General features: G+C 39.2%; 13 protein-coding genes. 1 reads left to right on the top strand and 12 read right to left on the bottom strand.

All coding sequences use genetic code 11. From position 1 onward, the window contains the following. Positions 1–143 precede the first annotated feature (143 nt). From BK581_RS17760 to BK581_RS17710, 11 genes are all read right to left on the bottom strand, one after another. Entirely contained in the window at positions 144–404 is a 261-nt protein-coding gene (locus BK581_RS17760; protein ID WP_078579418.1) for a metal-sensitive transcriptional regulator, read from the bottom strand. Positions 405–699: 295 nt separating this feature from the next. Beyond that, entirely contained in the window at positions 700–1,323 is a 624-nt protein-coding gene (locus tag BK581_RS17755) for a DedA family protein (RefSeq protein ID WP_078579417.1), read from the bottom strand. 289 nt (positions 1,324–1,612) lie between these two features. Further along, positions 1,613–2,812 (bottom strand): PQQ-dependent sugar dehydrogenase, encoded by a 1,200-nt coding sequence (locus BK581_RS17750; protein WP_245829141.1) that lies wholly within the window; start codon positions 2,810–2,812, stop codon positions 1,613–1,615. Between the two features lie 284 nt (positions 2,813–3,096). Continuing rightward, entirely contained in the window at positions 3,097–4,293 is a 1,197-nt protein-coding gene (locus tag BK581_RS17745; RefSeq protein ID WP_078579416.1) for a D-alanine--D-alanine ligase family protein, read from the bottom strand. 34 nt (positions 4,294–4,327) lie between these two features. Then, positions 4,328–5,926: a UDP-N-acetylmuramoyl-tripeptide--D-alanyl-D-alanine ligase gene (locus BK581_RS17740; protein WP_078579415.1), complete on the bottom strand. Its 1,599-nt coding sequence runs from the start codon at positions 5,924–5,926 to the stop codon at positions 4,328–4,330. A 1-nt stretch (position 5,927) separates the two neighbouring features. After that, on the bottom strand, positions 5,928–6,701 hold the full coding sequence (locus BK581_RS17735) for an alpha/beta fold hydrolase (RefSeq protein WP_078579414.1): 774 nt from the start codon (positions 6,699–6,701) through the stop codon (positions 5,928–5,930). A gap of 465 nt (positions 6,702–7,166) precedes the next feature. Further along, positions 7,167–8,621, bottom strand: a complete 1,455-nt coding sequence (locus tag BK581_RS17730; RefSeq protein ID WP_078579413.1) for an aldehyde dehydrogenase family protein — start codon at positions 8,619–8,621, stop codon at positions 7,167–7,169. Continuing rightward, entirely contained in the window at positions 8,599–9,684 is a 1,086-nt protein-coding gene (locus BK581_RS17725) for a homoserine dehydrogenase (RefSeq protein WP_078579412.1), read from the bottom strand. The genes BK581_RS17730 and BK581_RS17725 overlap by 23 nt, the downstream gene beginning before the upstream one ends. A gap of 38 nt (positions 9,685–9,722) precedes the next feature. Beyond that, a complete protein-coding gene (locus tag BK581_RS17720; protein ID WP_078579411.1) occupies positions 9,723–10,922 on the bottom strand; it encodes a cystathionine gamma-synthase family protein in 1,200 nt (399 codons plus the stop codon). A gap of 118 nt (positions 10,923–11,040) precedes the next feature. Further along, positions 11,041–12,249, bottom strand: coding sequence for a M24 family metallopeptidase (locus BK581_RS17715; protein ID WP_078579410.1), 1,209 nt, complete (start codon positions 12,247–12,249; stop codon positions 11,041–11,043). A gap of 300 nt (positions 12,250–12,549) precedes the next feature. Then, positions 12,550–14,229: a PucR family transcriptional regulator gene (locus BK581_RS17710; protein ID WP_078579409.1), complete on the bottom strand. Its 1,680-nt coding sequence runs from the start codon at positions 14,227–14,229 to the stop codon at positions 12,550–12,552. A gap of 245 nt (positions 14,230–14,474) precedes the next feature. Here BK581_RS17710 and BK581_RS17705 point away from each other — a divergent pair, with 245 nt between their 5' ends. Further along, entirely contained in the window at positions 14,475–15,827 is a 1,353-nt protein-coding gene (locus BK581_RS17705; protein WP_078579408.1) for a sodium-dependent transporter, read from the top strand. A 320-nt stretch (positions 15,828–16,147) separates the two neighbouring features. Here BK581_RS17705 and BK581_RS17700 read toward each other — a convergent pair whose 3' ends face one another. After that, the gene (locus BK581_RS17700; protein WP_078579407.1) at positions 16,148–16,753 is read right to left on the bottom strand and encodes a response regulator transcription factor; all 606 of its coding nucleotides are present in this window, start codon (positions 16,751–16,753) and stop codon (positions 16,148–16,150) included. Positions 16,754–16,757: the final 4 nt, after the last annotated feature.

The following is a 16,757-nucleotide window of genomic DNA, read 5'->3' as shown; positions in this document are numbered from 1 at the left end:
ATCAAAATCAATCAAAATTAGTCAAATTTTTTTTATTTATTTTTAACATCAATCATTTTTAATCATAATCGGTAAAAAGCAATCATCAAGATAAAAGAAAAGAAAGCCTTATCTGGCTTTCCGGCACATCATTTTATTTATTCTTATCTGCTTTTGACAAGCATTTTAATTGCTTCCTCAATCATTTCCTCACGAACTTCTTCATTTTCTGATTCATTTCGGAGACACGATTCTAAATTTCTTGCTACTACATATGCTGTTGCTCGATCAAGAGCCGTTCTTACTGCACTCATTTGCGTAATGATTTCTTTACAATCTTTCTCTTCTTCCATCATGCGTAAAACACCACGTATTTGACCTTCAAGGCGTCTTAAACGGTTTTTCATATCTTTGGAATATTCCACTTGCCAGTACCACCTTTCTTAATAAAACATACAGTGATTTTTCTTAATTAACATTATCCTTGAAAGGGACTTTAATTCTATCTTCTCTGATCATTTTACTATATTTTTACTATCTAAGCTAACATTAACACATAATAGCCTAAGGTCTCATACTTATACAAGTAGTTAGTCATTGAGTTCGTTATATTTTCTATATTCGTCTAAGGGCAACTACCCTTCTGTCTTCGCCTTTTGGGCTTGCCAATCGGAGAGTTTTCTTTAGCGGATAGATGTTTCCTACATTTTCTCTATCCGCCTAAGGGCAACTACCCCTCTGTCTTCGCCTTTTGGGCTTGCCAATCGGAGAGTTTTCTTTAAATTTCTTTCGGCGTTGTATTCGGAAAATAATGTATAAGATTAACAAGATCCCTAAGACTATTAATATTAGCCATTGTGCTTGTTGAAAGCGTGTGATCATGGCTTCGATATTCCCAAGTGTTCCTAAATAAAACATGATGATAGATAACGGATAGAAACCAATAAACGTTAAGGAAGCAAATTTCCATTTAGTCATGTGGCTGAAACCAGCTATATACGTAATATACCCCATTCCAATAAAACGTCCGACTGCAATCATCCAATCCCCATACTTATCAACCCACTTTTGAGCAAACGCCATTTTTTGTTTTGGCATTTTCTCCCTCACAACGGATTCATAACGAATACTAATGACATAAGGAATAAAACTCACCGTCACATAAATAAGCGAGGTCCAAACGGAATATAGTAAAATGTCAAGCCAAGTAGGATTTAGTAAATAGCCATACACAAGGACGAAAATAGCCGCAGGGAATGGGATTGAGAGTGCTTCTATGGCAACTCCTATGACTAATCCTATCCAGCCTAGCTGCCGAAGCAAATCAAAAATTAACTCTATCATTATGATCTCCTCGCCTATACTAAAATAGTAACGGTCAGTATTGTAGTATCACCTTTTATTTAGCCGTCTTATTTAAATTAGAATACCCTGCTTAACGTTTGTAAAACATGACGCTTTATGAAAGCAGTCTTTAAATTTTAGGAAATCCCTCTTTTTATTTATAAGTCATGCCATCTATTAAATAACTGACTGGGCAGGTTCATAAGCTCCTTTCAAAATAAAGCAAGCTATTTCACATCATCTCTTATTTTGAGGAAAAAAAAGAGGAACATTTATAGTTAAAACTCGTCTATTGATTTAACGTCAGTTTTAAGAGACGATCATCATTCTCTTTCGGTTGGCCTCTACCATCTCTATTATTCGTAATGACATACAGAGCATCCCCATCATAGGTTACATCTCTTAATCTACCTTCGCCACTAAATATGTCTATCATTTCTTCCCCCTCTTCATCAAATAAATAAAGTGCTTCACCACGTAATCCTGTCACAAGAAGTTGCTCCTCCCAAAAAGTCACTCCTGATGGTGCCCAAGTATCTTCCCCAGAATGGATCAGGGGTTCTTCCATTCCTTCTTCTGTTTCATCCCCTTCAATAACTGGCCAACCATAATTATGACCTGATTCAATGATATTTATTTCATCATGTCCTACTGCGCCATGTTCGGAGCTATACATCTCACCATTATTCCGCCAAGCAAGCCCTTGTGGATTCCGGTGCCCATAACTATAAACGTAAGAACCCTCTATGGGATTATCCTCAGGAATATCTCCTTCAGGTGTCATTCTTAAAATAGTTCCGGCTAGATTCGACTCATCCTGTGCCGCATCTGGAATATCAGCATCACCTATTGTCGCATAAAGCATACCATCTGGTCCGACCGCTAACCGCCCACCATTATGAATCTCAGCACCTGGAATATTATCTAATAAAATTTCTGTTTCAGACCATCCATTATTATGTTGCTGTTCAACACGGACGATCCTATTTTCAAAATGCCCCTCATCTGTTTGATAAGTATAATAAGCATAGGCTTCCCCTGTATCAAAAAAGTCCTCTGCTAATACAAATCCGAGAAGTCCCCCTTCACCTATATGAGCCACTGGCGTTGACGTCTGCAATTCACTTTGGCTCGTTTCCCCATTTTCAATTTCGATAATATGCCCTTCACGATCAGTCATAAAAATAACGTCCTCATGAACATTAAGCGCCCATGGGATATTGAGGTTCTCTGCTAATACCTCCACTTGCCACTCATCAGGTGTCACTTCCTTTAAAGGCATGGCATCTCTTTCATCTTTATCATGATGCTCATTGTTAGCTTCATGCGTATCAGTTATGTCATTGTTTCTAACACTCTGCGTGTCTCTTTCAGCAGTGTCACTTTCATTACTCCCCGATTGTCCATTCGTCTGACATGCTGTTAATAACATCCCACTTAAAACAAGTAACAAACTTGCTAATGATAGTCGCATCTCTTTTTGTTTCATGAACATCTTCCTCCTTTTTCTCATATTTACCCTACTTAGCATATAACGAACCTTCAAGCAGCGGGCGTTTTCGTCCTTCTCCACTGAATGATAGTTACGTGAATTATGACATTAGCGTCCATTATCTCCCGCCTAAATAGACTGAGCTTTCCACTCTATTTTGTAACAGGAATTTTACGGACAGCTATCTGTGATAAAGTTAACAAGTCATTTCAAGAATGATACATCTTCACTCTTTCTTATGAACATTGAAAAAACCCACCGAAGTGGGTTTGATAAGATTATTATTTTGTTTTAGAACCTTTAGAGCCTCCGCCCTTTTGTAATGAAAAGAGATTTGAATCAATGGAAAACATTAATCGACTACGGTCACGTTCACGTTTTAAAGCTAGTTGGATAAGTTCATCCAGCAGCTGTTTATAAGGTTTTCCTGCTGGTTCCCACAAATAAAAAGAAAGTGAACCTGGAATTGTATTGATTTCATTAATATAGACATTATCCGTGTCTTTATCTATCATGAAATCAATACGTGATACACCACTACATCCAAGAAGCTGAAATGACTTTTTAGCAAGTTCCTGCACTTCCTTCGTTTTGTCATCACCAATCTCTGCGGGAATAATGCGGTTTGTCGCTTCCATTCCTTTACTTGCGCCACTGTCTTTTGAACCGCTGCCTGCATATTTATCTTCATAAGAGAGGAATTCATCACTACCTAGCACTTGTTCACAGACCGATGCTTCCACGTGTTCATAGTCCCCAACAACAGAGCAATTAACTTCAGTCATGTTTTGCACCATTTTTTCCACGACAATTTTCGTGGCAAACTTACTTGCTAAATCGACCGCCTCTTCAAGTTCTTCACTATTCTCTGCTTTACTTATTCCCACGCTCGAACCGAGGTTAGCAGGCTTTACAATAACCGGGAAATCAAGCGTCTCTTTTACTTTTTCTGTCCAAGCCATCGGGTCATCAGCCCATTGCGTACTATAGAACCATAGATAATCAAGAATTGGCAATCCAGAATCACGATAAACATTTTTCATAATGACTTTATCCATCCCGGTGCTAGAAGATAAGACATCGCAGCCTACGTACGGAAGATTTAATAATTCTAAGTATCCTTGAAGCACGCCATCTTCTCCAAATGTCCCATGAATAATCGGAAACGCCACATCTACCTCGTGCAGAGTACTTTTCCCAAAGCGAGGACGTGGTTCTTTTTGCACGACGACACGCCCCTCATCGTCACGTGTTAACACTACTTTTTGTGCTTTTTGTAATAACGACGTTACATTTTTATAGTTTTCAATATCTAATAATTCTTCACCTGTATACCATACTCGTTCTTTCGAAATGTATAGGGGAATGATGTCATACTTATCTTTATTCATATTCTGAATAGCTTGAAGTGCAGAAATAACCGATACTTCATGCTCGACTGAGACGCCACCAAAAATAACTGCTACTCTTGTTTTCATGATTTAAACCATCCTTTTCTATCTCTATCTTCATTTACTCATTAAATGTATCAGGTAAATCATTTTCCAGCAGAACGACTGTATTTGCTTGGGCCACTTCGTGCATTTTCCGAAGAGCGTCCTGTAGATCACTCGCTACGTAAAATTGATTTTCAGGATAGCCGGCCTCTTTTAATCCTTCTTGAAGTGGCAACGTCTGTTTTTTACCAACGAGTATAATAAAATCACATTTATCTGCTGAGTAACGAGCCCATTCTTTGTTAATGTCAAATTCTTTATCACCTAGTTCAATCATCCCGGGCGTAATAAGCATACGATAGCCCTCCATACGTCCAAGAACATCTACTGCCATTTTGGAGCCCACAGGATTGGAGTTAAAACTGTCATCAATGATCGTAATATTTCCGGTGGATCGTTTTAATTCTAATCGATGAGGGACAGGGTCCATTTGTTTAACTGCACGTGCCATGTCCTTTAACTTTAGCCCCATTTCTAAACCGATAGCAAGTGCCGCAAGAATGTTATAGACATTATGTTTACCTAATAACCGTGTCAGAAATCTTTCTGTTTCCCCACTAGCCGTCGTAACGGTAAACGTCATCCCTTTTGAACTGAAGGCAATGTTACTCGCATGGAGATCCACATCTTCTCGCTCTACGCCATAATAAACTTTACGACAAGGGTTTTGCGGTGTATAGGACATAATATTTTTATCATCTTTGTTCAAGATAGCTACACCACTGTCTTCTGGCAATGTTTCAACGATTTCATGTTTCGTTTTCTTAATATTATCAAGTGTTTTAAATGTGTCCAAGTGCTGCTCACCAACCGCTGTTAAAATGCCATATTGGTGATCTACTATGTCACATATTTCTTTAATATCTCCTACTTGCTTAGCTCCCATTTCTGCAATAAAAATGTCATGATATGGTTTTAGCTGTTCGTTTATCGTTCTAGTAACGCCAAGCTTTGTGTTATAGCTTTCAGGCGTCATTAAGACATTATATTTAGAGGATAAAACCGCATGAACAAAGTGTTTAACACTTGTTTTACCGAAGCTTCCAGTAATTCCGATCACTTTTAACTCTGGAGAGGCTTTAAGCAATCGTTTTGCATCATTCACAAAGCCCTGACTAATTCTCGCTTCAATAGGACGGTTAATCGTATTCGCAAACATGATAATGTAGTAAGGTAAAACTGCTGCCAAAATTAAAATGATAAGTGCCGTTAGTAAATTGAGATACGCACCTGCTATAATCGCTCCTGCTGCTGTTAGACCATACATAATATAAGTCGTTCCAAGCAAGCGCTGGACACGCTGCGTATAAACAAGTTTTTTCTTTTCTGTTTGCTGGCTGTTTCTAAAATAAAGGTAGATACCTAAAAATATCAGCCCACCACTTCCTAATACAACGGCTGGAGAGTCAACTAATAGTGCCAAAACGATAGGGACAATATATAATCCTTCTAAAGAAGGAAAGACCTTCGGACGATTTTGACTAATCCATTTTCCATACCTTTCATTTCGGTATGAGTTTAGCTGAAGCATATGAACACTTCGCTTTGTTTTTAAAACGACAGGCAATATCCATGTAATTAATAGTAGTGTAAAAAAAATAATTTTAATAGTCATATTACGAGCTCCTTCGGTCCTTTTCTAAGAATGTATTTACGATCACATTAAATTGATGTAACTGATCAAGGTAAGCAAAGTGCCCTGCGTTCTTTAAGACAACAAGACCCGCATCCGGTATAAGCTCTTCCATTCGCTTACCGTGAGAAACAGGAGTGGCAGTGTCGTTTTCACCAAAAATAAGCAAGGTTGGAACAGTTATTTTTGGCATTAAATGTTGCAAGTCTTCATTGACTACTTGCACAAGTGTTTGTTGCATGACACCACTGGCATTTTTATAATCAGTAGAGCCTACTTTAGCTTTCATATTAGATAAGATTTTCTCTCTATACTTGTTCAAACCTGGTAGCTTCAATATGTTTTTCGCCGCTTTATATGTGTAAACTTTTACATAATAGCTTGCTTTACGCTTCGGCTTTATGCCAGCGCTGTCTACAAGGATGACTTTATTAACATCCCCATAAGTAGCGGTATACATGATAGCGATCCTGCCTCCGTGGGAGTGGCCCATAAGAATAGGGTGTTCAATTCCCATTTTCTCAACGAATTCACGCAGCGCATTAGTAAAATCTTTAACACGCCATGGTGAAGGGGGCTCAGTACTTTCACCAAACCCTGGCAGATCGAGACTGTATACTTTAAAGTGTTGCTCAAGATTTTTATGGATAGGTGCAACCGCTGCAATGTTTGCTCCCCATCCATGTAAGAGGATAATTTCCTGTCCTTCCCCAGAAACATGATAATTTAATGTGACATCTGTTAACTCAATCTTCATATTGGCGCTCCTCATTTATTTATCCGCATTGTAGTAAGTCTCTTTTCAATCCTTATATGTACGCTAAATACCCTTGTGTTTATTCGTTCTACATATGGTTTTTTGGCCTATTTTCCCGTGTATTATTTTATCATATTCTTGCGCATGAAAGAAGGTGTCAGAATCAGCATTGCTGTAGCTGTCTAACACCTAGTAGACATCGATTTTTCCATTAAGAAGTTTCTCTAATATATAATGACGTCATTCACCCGGAAACGTCACACTTGCCTTGTAAAAACATAAAACGAACCTTCAATCAGTGGGGTTTTACTCCCCCTTAAGAGTGGGATAAATTTAAGTATACTACATTTCTAAAGACGTTTATATTTTTAACATACATTAATAAAACGTCAAAGCCTCCCACACGCCGTTAGAGTTGAACAACAGGTGTTAGAGGCTTTTATTTTAAAGAAAAAACATATTCAGTTAAGACACACCCCACATGCTATCAATCTTGAAGCAAACTACCTTTGGATCTGTCATATCATGAATGGCATACCGTATACCTTCCCTGCCTAGCCCCGAGCCTTTCACACCTCCAAAAGGCATCTCATCAATTCGATAATCACTACTATCATTAACCATCACGGCACCAGACTGAAGATGGTGAACAGCATAAAAAGCATGATCCATATTTTTTGTGAAAATACCTGCTTGTAAGCCATAATTCACATCATTCGCTTTTTTTATTGCCTCCTTCAGATGTCCCACCGCTTCAATCATAACGACAGGCCCGAAAACTTCCTCCTGATAAATGGTGGACTGAGGTGAAACATGTGTAAGAACTGTTGGTTGAATATATGCTCCCTCACGTCTACCCCCTGTCTCAATGACTGCTCCTTCAAAAACCGCTTCCTCGATCCATGTTTCTACTCGCTTAGCTTCTTTCTCATTAATTAATGGGCCTACATCCGTCCATTCAGACATTTTATCACCAACAGTTAATTCTTTTGTTCGGTCAACAAATGCAGAAATAAATGGCTTATAAACAGATTCCTCTACGAAAATTCGTTGAACCCCTAAACAATTTTGACCTGCTGCTGAAAACGCACCTGAAACAGTGGAAATGACAGCATCCGATAGACACGCATCCTTTAAAACAATAACGGGAGAATTAGATCCTAACTCCATTGCAACCTTTTTTAATCCCGCTTTGTGGGCAATTTTTTCCCCTGCTTCAAAGCCGCCTGTAAAGGACACCATTTTTACAAATGGATGGGTTATAAGAGTATCTCCAATGTCGCTCCCAGCCCCTGTCACAACAGATAAAAACCCTTTCGGAACACCTGCCTCATCTAACGCTTTTGCTAGCAATAAAGCACTTAGTGGTGTGTTTGAGGCAGGTTTAACAATAATCGGATTACCTGCTGCTAAAGCTGGCCCCACTTTATGCGCTACGAGGTTCAAAGGATCATTAAATGGGGTGATGGCAGCAATAATACCAATGGGAAATCGGTAATAGTACCCTGTTCTATTTTCACTTCCTTCCCTCTGATCGAAATTCAACGTTTCACCTTTTAATCGTCTCACTTCTTCCGCACTTATGTTTAATGTTTGAATCGTTCGTGTCACCTCACTCCTCGCTTCATTAATGGTTTTACTTCCTTCTAAAGCAATCGTTTCAGCAAAATTCTCAAAATTGTTCGCAACATAATCAGCTGCTTTTTGCAGTACCTTTATACGTTCATGTGTAGGCCATGAAGCTAAATGACGAAATGCCTCTTCAGATTTCTCAATGGCTCTCATCATATCTTTTTCTGTTGCTTTAGGGACTTTTGCTATCACCTCATTGTTTTGTGGATTAATAACATCGAACATCGTCCGTGCTTCCAGCCAATTTCCTGCAACAAGCATTTTTTCAGTCCGAACTTGTATCTGCATGCTCATGCACCACCTTTTGACTTGCTTGATGATAAACTGATTTGTATCCATTAATAAGGTCAATGAGTAAAGAATAGGCAGTTTCGGTTAAGCCTGCCCCTGCCCCTGTAAGCATTATGGGTCCAGCTAAATCACAGTTATAAACAATCGCATTCGTTGCACCGGTAATCGTTGCTAATGGGTGATCTTTATCAAGTAATTTTGGTCCTACAGATGCTTCCACTCCTGTTTCATGCCGTTTCAGTGTGGCGATTAACCGCCACCGTTTATCATTAGACACCGCTTCTTTTACCATAGATGCCGTTATATCTTCAATTCCAGTACATTCTACCTCTTCTGCTGTTATGTGATGTTTTAAAATAACATTCGCAAGTATCACCGCCTTGTAACGAGCATCATAACCTGCCACATCGCTCGTTGGGTCTGCTTCCGCATAGCCTCTCGCTTGAGCTGTTTTTAAAGCTTCCTCATAACTAAGCCCACGCTCCATTTCAGTGATCATATAGTTGGTCGTACCATTTAAAATACCGTTTATTTCTGTTATCGTATTTCCAGTTAATGTCGTGAATGGAAGCCTTAATGCAGGTGTACCACTCATGACGGTCCCTTCAAATCCCCAGAAAAGGGTGTTTCTTTCCGCCAATGCTTTAAGCTCTTTATATGCCATAGCCACTGGCCCTTTATTAGTTGTGACAACACTTTTACCATTTTCAAATGCAAGTCGACAATGATCGATTGCCGGTTGTCCTGTCACCACATCCGTGTAAGTGACTTCAACGATCATGTCTGCATTCGAGTGCTTAATTGTTTCAAAACTATCCATCCCTTTCACAGTATGAGCTGTATCAGGGTAATACATCAGATCTTTATGACGTGCAATAGTGTCGAGAAGAAGCGTTCCGTCAAGCCCATTAGGGTCATAGACAGCCCCTTTCATCATATCTGATACGGCTACAATGTCTATTTCCATTCCGACTTCCTCTAACAATGTATTCTTCGTATCGCCAATCATTTGCACAAGAGCTTGCCCTACACCGCCAAAGCCAATGAATGCTATTTTCATATCAGTACCTCCGTTCGTATGGCCTTACTTAAACATCATTATGCTTTTATCACAACATCTGCCGGTAAAGCAGCAAACGCTTGCTGTAAATCAGCAATAAGGTCCTCAATGTCTTCAATACCTGCCGAATAACGGATTAAACCTTCTGGTATTCCCATAGCAGCTCGCTCCTCTGGTGTACACTCAACATGACTCGTCGTCCTCGCTGGGCCCACAATCGTTTCTACTGCGCCTAAATTGGCTGCACGATTAGCATATTTTAGTTTTGGCAATAAATGCCTCACTGTATCTACACCACCACGAACGGAAAAGCTTAACATCCCGCCAAATCCTGACATTTGCTCCTTTGCTATCTCATGGCCTGAATGTGAATCAAGCCCTGGATAAAAAACCTCATTTACCATGTCAATGGTTTGTAAAAAGCGTGCCACAGCCATAGCATTCTCATTTTGCTTATCCACTCGTAACTTCAACGTCTTCATACCTCGTAATAGCAAATAGGCCGCCATTGGATCAAGTGTCGCTCCATTGATTTCCCGATAGTGATACACTTTTTCCACTAATTCTTTAGAACCGCATAATGCTCCCCCTAGCGCATCAGCATGCCCCCCTAAAAATTTCGTTGCACTGTGGATCACAAGGTCAGCGCCTAATGCTAAAGGATGTTGGTTCACTGGTGTTGCAAATGTATTATCTACAATAACAATTGCTCCCGATTCTTTTCCCGCTTTAGCAAGCCGTTTAATATCGGTGATTTTCACTGTAGGATTTGTCGGTGTTTCAAGGTACAGCACCTGGCAGCCTTTTGCCAACTCTGCTTCTACAGCCTCATGGTCTCCCGTCTCACACAACATGACCTCCACTTGCTGCTTAGGTAAAAACTCTGTAAAAATTTTATTCGTTCCACCGTAAGTGTCTTTAATGGATACTATCCTATCTCCAGGAAACAGGAACGTACTTAATGTATTACTGATCGCGGCCATTCCTGTGGAGAAGGAAGTAGCTGATTCTGCACCTTCAAGAATTTTAATTTTTTCTTCAAATGCCTGAACAGTGGGATTCGTATTACGCCCATAAATGTGACCCTCTTTTTGTCCTACAGCTACGTCATACCAGTCATCCATGTCATCATACCCAAAAGAGACACTGTGAACGACTGGCACTTGTGTAGCCCCAAATGCTAGATAGTCATTTTCCCCTGCCCAGATAGATTGTGTTCCGATATTCGGTTGCTTCATAATTAACGCCTCCTTAGTATGGTTAGTAAAAGTAGTTACTAAGTTTTAAAACGGGCTTCATTAATCTTTTTTATCCTCGAAGGTTACCAGATTCACATCATCTGATCATTTATTCGTTTCAAGATATTTCACCATCTTGATGAGGTATCATAAAAGGATGCTTGACAATTAATTCACGTGAAAATTGAGTTAATGTCTCAGAACCACTTTCTGATACCTTGAACGTTTCACTAATTTCTAGACCATAATGATCAAACCAGAGAGCTGGAATAAGATGAAACGTCATATTCGGTTGAAGGACTGTCTTATCATGACGCCGAATACTAGCTGTATGTTCACCCCAATCTGGCGGGTACCCTAGACCAACGGAGTAGCCAAGTCGGGCTTCTTTTTCGATGCCATATTTGCGAATGATTTTTCGCCATACCTCCTCTAGTTCGCCACATGTAACGCCTGGTTTTGCTGCATCAAGTACACGATTAACACCTTCTGTCACGATCGGTCCTAATTCCTCTAAGGCGGGAGGCGGTGCCCCTATACTAACTGTTCTTGCAAGCGGGGCATGATACCGGTGATAACAACCAGCCAGCTCTATGACAATGGAATCCCCTTCGTCCAACTTTCTATCCGTCCATGTAAGATGAGGAATCCCTGTGTTTTTCCCAGATGGTAATAAAGGTACTATTGCCGGGTAATCGCCTCCAAACTCCTCTGTTCCAGCTATCATATAGTAATAGATTTTAGCTGCTACTTCACATTCTCGTACACCTGCTCTAATTGTTTCAATACCGTGGTACATCGCCTGTTCCGCAAGGCGAGCTGCTCTCTCCATATACTCAATTTCTTTATCTGACTTAATTAACCGAACACCATTCACCAATAAGTCGGCTGAGATAAATTCTGCATTTGGAAGTCCCAGTCTCAGTTGTTCAAACGCCTTCGCTGAAAAATAGTAATGATCCATTTCTATCCCAATACGTCTATTCCCTTGACCTATTTCAGTTAATATTCTCGCCATAAAGTCCATAGGATGATAGCTGTCCGAGTGGACGTAGTAATCAGGATAGGCGATGATGTTCTCTTCATACAACCATGTTTTCAATTTCGCACCGTTAGCATCCTGAAAACGGCCTAACCAAATGGGTTGAGGTTCGTCAATGATAACGGCTACCATTTGATGTACATAGAACGACCAGGCGTCGTAACCTGTTAAATAGTTCATGTTAGCCGGATCAGTTATTAACAGAACCTCAATGCCCTTTTTCTCCATTTGGGATTTTGTTTTATGAAGGCGCTTTTGATATTCAATTAAATCAAACGGCAGCATATTCAATCCACCTTTCTCAAATTGCAGAATTTTTAGATATTTCGTACTATTACTATATTAAAATGGCTAACATAATGTCATGTGCAAAGTGTATGAACTTTCTTTGCGACCTTTTATACACATTCATATATCCGCCTCTATTAACATACCTGCTTCATCCTCGGCACTTATCTGAATGCCGCCTTTAAACAATTTATCTCACACAAAGAAACCAGCTCGTATAATAAGCCGGTAGATGAATGGGATCTCTTATTATTTTATACTTTCATTTCCAAAACAAACGCTTAAATTCAACTTCTATTAGGTTACTCGTAATTGCCATAACCGAATACATAACTCTAACAAAAAGATATCTTCTCCATTAATGAGCGAAAGCTGGGTTAATGATTCAATGTTTCTTAGTCGATAAATTAACGATTGGCGATGAAGGTTTAATTCTCTTGCCGTTTGACTGACGTTACCTTTATGTTTATTGTAAGTCATAAAGGTGTGGATTAAATCTGTTTGCCTTTTTTCATCATACTCAATAAGAGGTTTAATCGTTTCTTTGACGACATGAATGATATCTTTATGATCAGCCACAGCTAGAAGAATTCTATTAATTCGAGTATCTTTAAAAAAAGTCCGCTCTCCCCCACCATGTTGTTTTTTACCTAACTCAAGCGCGTTTTTAGCTTCATTATAACTTTCATGAAACCCTCCTTGCTCGCTTTTTTGGGCCGCAATTCCCCAAACTAATACCACTTCCGTTAATAACTCATTTAACCTCCGCTCAATGGTATCTAAAAATTCGTTCGCTGTTTCTGTATGAAGGTGATGATCGGTTTGTAAATAGATAATCACCTCATCCTCATCAAATGTGGCCATTGCCTTCCGCCCGATAAGTCGTGCTGCATGTGTAATTTCTTTTTGGATGTAATAGTTTAAGCTTTGTAAAGAGGATGTGGGCGGACGATCTTGCTTAAATTTAGCAAAAGAGGCTGTTTTTTCACGAAGGCGAATTTCACCGACAATACAAATATAAGTGCATTTTAAATCATAACCTAATAATTCCCCTTTAGACATAAGCTCCCGTAAGTCACTGTTCTGCTCTTTCGCTAACTTTAAAATAAAATTATCTTTGAGTCTAATTTCAGTCATTTCAATCGCATTCTCTTTTAAAAAATAGAGGGCACAGGCGGTTATCCCATGTTCAAGTACGTTCATCATGAACCACGATAACGGTTTATTGTCAGGTAATGTAAACCATAAAAATCCCTGTTTTCGGTGATTTGTCGAAATTAACACTTGATACCATTTCTCGCCATGGACATAATAGCCTTCAATGTGAGGGTACAACGGATGTTCAATATAGGTGACATTTGGTGATTCATTAGCTGACAAAGGGACCTTGTCGTCTTGCTGAAATTTCTTAAGTGTTTCTGTCTCGACTGGTTTGGCTGCACGGACGTAACGGGCATAATCTGTAATGACTACTGGCACATTAATATGCTTTACAATGACTTCCGCTATCTCTTGAAGCCCTTTATCTTGCAGAACATCATTAATTAATTCCCGGCGAATTTCTTCAGTCAGTTGACGTTCTATTTTCTTATCTTGATTTATCTCTTCTAAAACCTTATGCATAATATCACCGAACCTTACTTCCCAAGGGACCGCCACAATTATAAACTGATGCTCTTCTGCCAATTGGATGATCTCTTGAGGCAAATCAAATATGTAACGTCCGGTAGCAATTCCAAGCATAGACGCTCCCGATTGAATGACATCTTTCACAAACTGTTTTAACAACAGCGTGTCTCCATGACAACCAATACCAGTTGTTAATACACATTCATTTTCCCTTACAAAGTTTTCTACAGGCATTTCTATCACAGATATCCACTCAATCGGTGTCTCCTTTAAATAAGGAGTACCCGTTAAAACTATAGCCTCTTTTAATAAAGGTAATTGAACGATTTTATGTGCTGTTAACCCCATTCTCTCACCTCATTTATAATTGACTTCTCAAAAGAAATTTTATAATATTCTGCTAATTGAACTATTAAGAAATTTTCTCATGAAATACGCTCGTTGACAATCCAAGCACGTATATAATCCCTGGATGACTTACACTCAAACTTTATAGTAAAAAATCTTAATTAACTGACAAATATGTTGCACAATATGTTATAGTATTTAAGTTATTATTTTTACACTTCAACGTTTTAAAGGAGGAAACATTCGTGAACGATTTAAACACAGGCCGCGAACAGTGGGGATCAAGACTCGGCTTTATTCTTGCCGCCATGGGATCTGCCGTCGGACTGGGAAATATATGGCGCTTTGCTTATGTAGCAGGTGAAAGTGGTGGAGGTACATTTTTACTTCTTTATATTTTATGTATCATCGCTATTGGAATTCCTATTCTTATGGCTGAATTTACAATTGGTCGCCGAGCAAAAAGTGATGTTGTCGGATCATTTGAAACGTTAGCACCAGGAACTCCTTGGTTCGTTACTGGATTTTTAGGAGTCGCATCCGCCTTCATCATCCTGTCATTTTACGGGGTGGTCGCCGGATGGGCTTTGCATTATTTCTTCCAGTACGTTTTAGGTGGGCCAGCTATTAGTGGTGAAGGTGGTTCAGAAAGTTATTTCATTGAATTTCATACGAGTACTTATTCACCGTTAATTTGGCAATCTATTTTTATGATATTAACAATTGGCATTGTGTACGTCGGTGTTAAGAAAGGGATTGAGAAATCAAATAAAATTTTTATGCCACTTCTAGCGATTCTCGTCATTCTTTTAGCTGGTTATAGTTTAACATTAGGCGGTGCACAAGAAGCGTTGTCTTTCTTATTTTCACCAGACTGGAGTTCATTAAGAGATCCAAATGTTTATTTAGCAGCTCTCGGTCAAGCATTTTTCTCATTAAGTCTCGGGATGGGTGCTTTGATTACGTATGGAAGTTATTTATCAAATAAAGAGAAGCTGCCAGGAGCTGCTGTTAGTGTCGTGACACTTGATACCCTGTTTGCCATTTTAGCAGGCTTAATGATTTTTCCTGCTGTATTTGCATTTGGAAATGCGCCAAATTCAGGTCCTGGACTCGTGTTCATTACACTTCCTGATATCTTCAATAGCTTGAGCTTAGGGGTTGTGTTTGGTACATTGTTCTTCTTCCTACTTACAGCAGCTGCCATCTCTTCTGGGGTTTCATTGCTGGAAGTAGCCGTCGCTTATTTTATGAGAAAGTTCAACTGGTCTAGAAAAAAAGCCGCTGTCATCATTGGAGGAATCATTTTCTTAATTGGTATTCCTTCCTCACTCGGATATGGAGCGCTAGACCATGTGACGTTAATTGGCGGTCGAGATATTTTAGACTCCATGAGCTTTATTGCATCTAACATTTTCTTGCCGCTAGGTGGCTTGCTTATTGCGTTATTCGTGGGGATAGGCTGGAACAAAGCAGAGGCTATGGAAGCATCAGATTTTGGAGATACATGGATTGGACATACGTGGATATTTATTTTACGAACGATTGCGCCAATCGCCATCTTAATTATTTTCTTAAGCTCCATCGGTTTATTTTAAAATAGCGTGTAAAGCTTCGCCAATGGCGGAGCTTTTTTATTTTATAATACATTCTTTCCAGAACATTACAAGTATTTCACCATTACACTTACCATTAAATACAATTAAACTGCGTTATGATGTGATTATTTATGCGCTCGATAATTCAAAAAAAATGACTTGAATCCGATACTGGCTGACCGTTTCTATCGTGATGTCGCTGCTTTTTCAACATAAAATTCCTGAGGACGAGAAAGACATCACAAGATTATATCCAGTAATACCTTTGCCTAGATGCGAGTAAATGTCTAGTGAACATATCAACATTTGTTATGACAGAATCATTTAAACCAACCTTTTTCTTTAAAGCGCGTAATCGCTTCAATACGATTACTGACTTCAAGTTTCTCAAGAATGGAAGAGATATAGTTTCGAATTGTACCATTTGTTAAATGTAGTAAATCTGCAATTTCTTTTGTACTTTTTCCGTCAGCCATTAACCGAAGTACATCGTTTTCACGTTCAGTAAGAGGATTCGGCGTACTATAAAATTCGTCCACTAGTTCTGGTGCATAAATGCGTCTTCCTGACATGACGCTCCTGATCGCATTCACAAGCTCTTCACTCGGGCTATCTTTTAACATGTAGCCATCGACTCCCGCCTTTACTGCACGCTGAAAATAACCTGTTCGGGCAAAAGTTGTTAAAATGATGACTTTACACGCTATATCTTTCAATTTCAGCTCTTCGGCAGCATCCAGTCCTGTTTTTATTGGCATTTCAATATCCATAATGCATACATCTGGTTGATGTTTATAAACTAGCTCTATAGCATCTTTTCCATTACTCGCACTACCAACAACCGTCATATCCTCTTCTAAATCCAGCAAAGCAGCAAGAGCGCCGAGTAACATTTTCTGATCTTCGGCAATAATAATTCGAATCAACTGA

Origin of the sequence: Salipaludibacillus agaradhaerens, from assembly GCF_002019735.1 — a bacterium.
GTDB classification, from domain to species: domain Bacteria; phylum Bacillota; class Bacilli; order Bacillales; family Salisediminibacteriaceae; genus Salipaludibacillus; species Salipaludibacillus agaradhaerens.
Note: the sequence above shows the minus strand (reverse complement) of the source record. Positions and strands in the feature narration are given on the sequence as shown.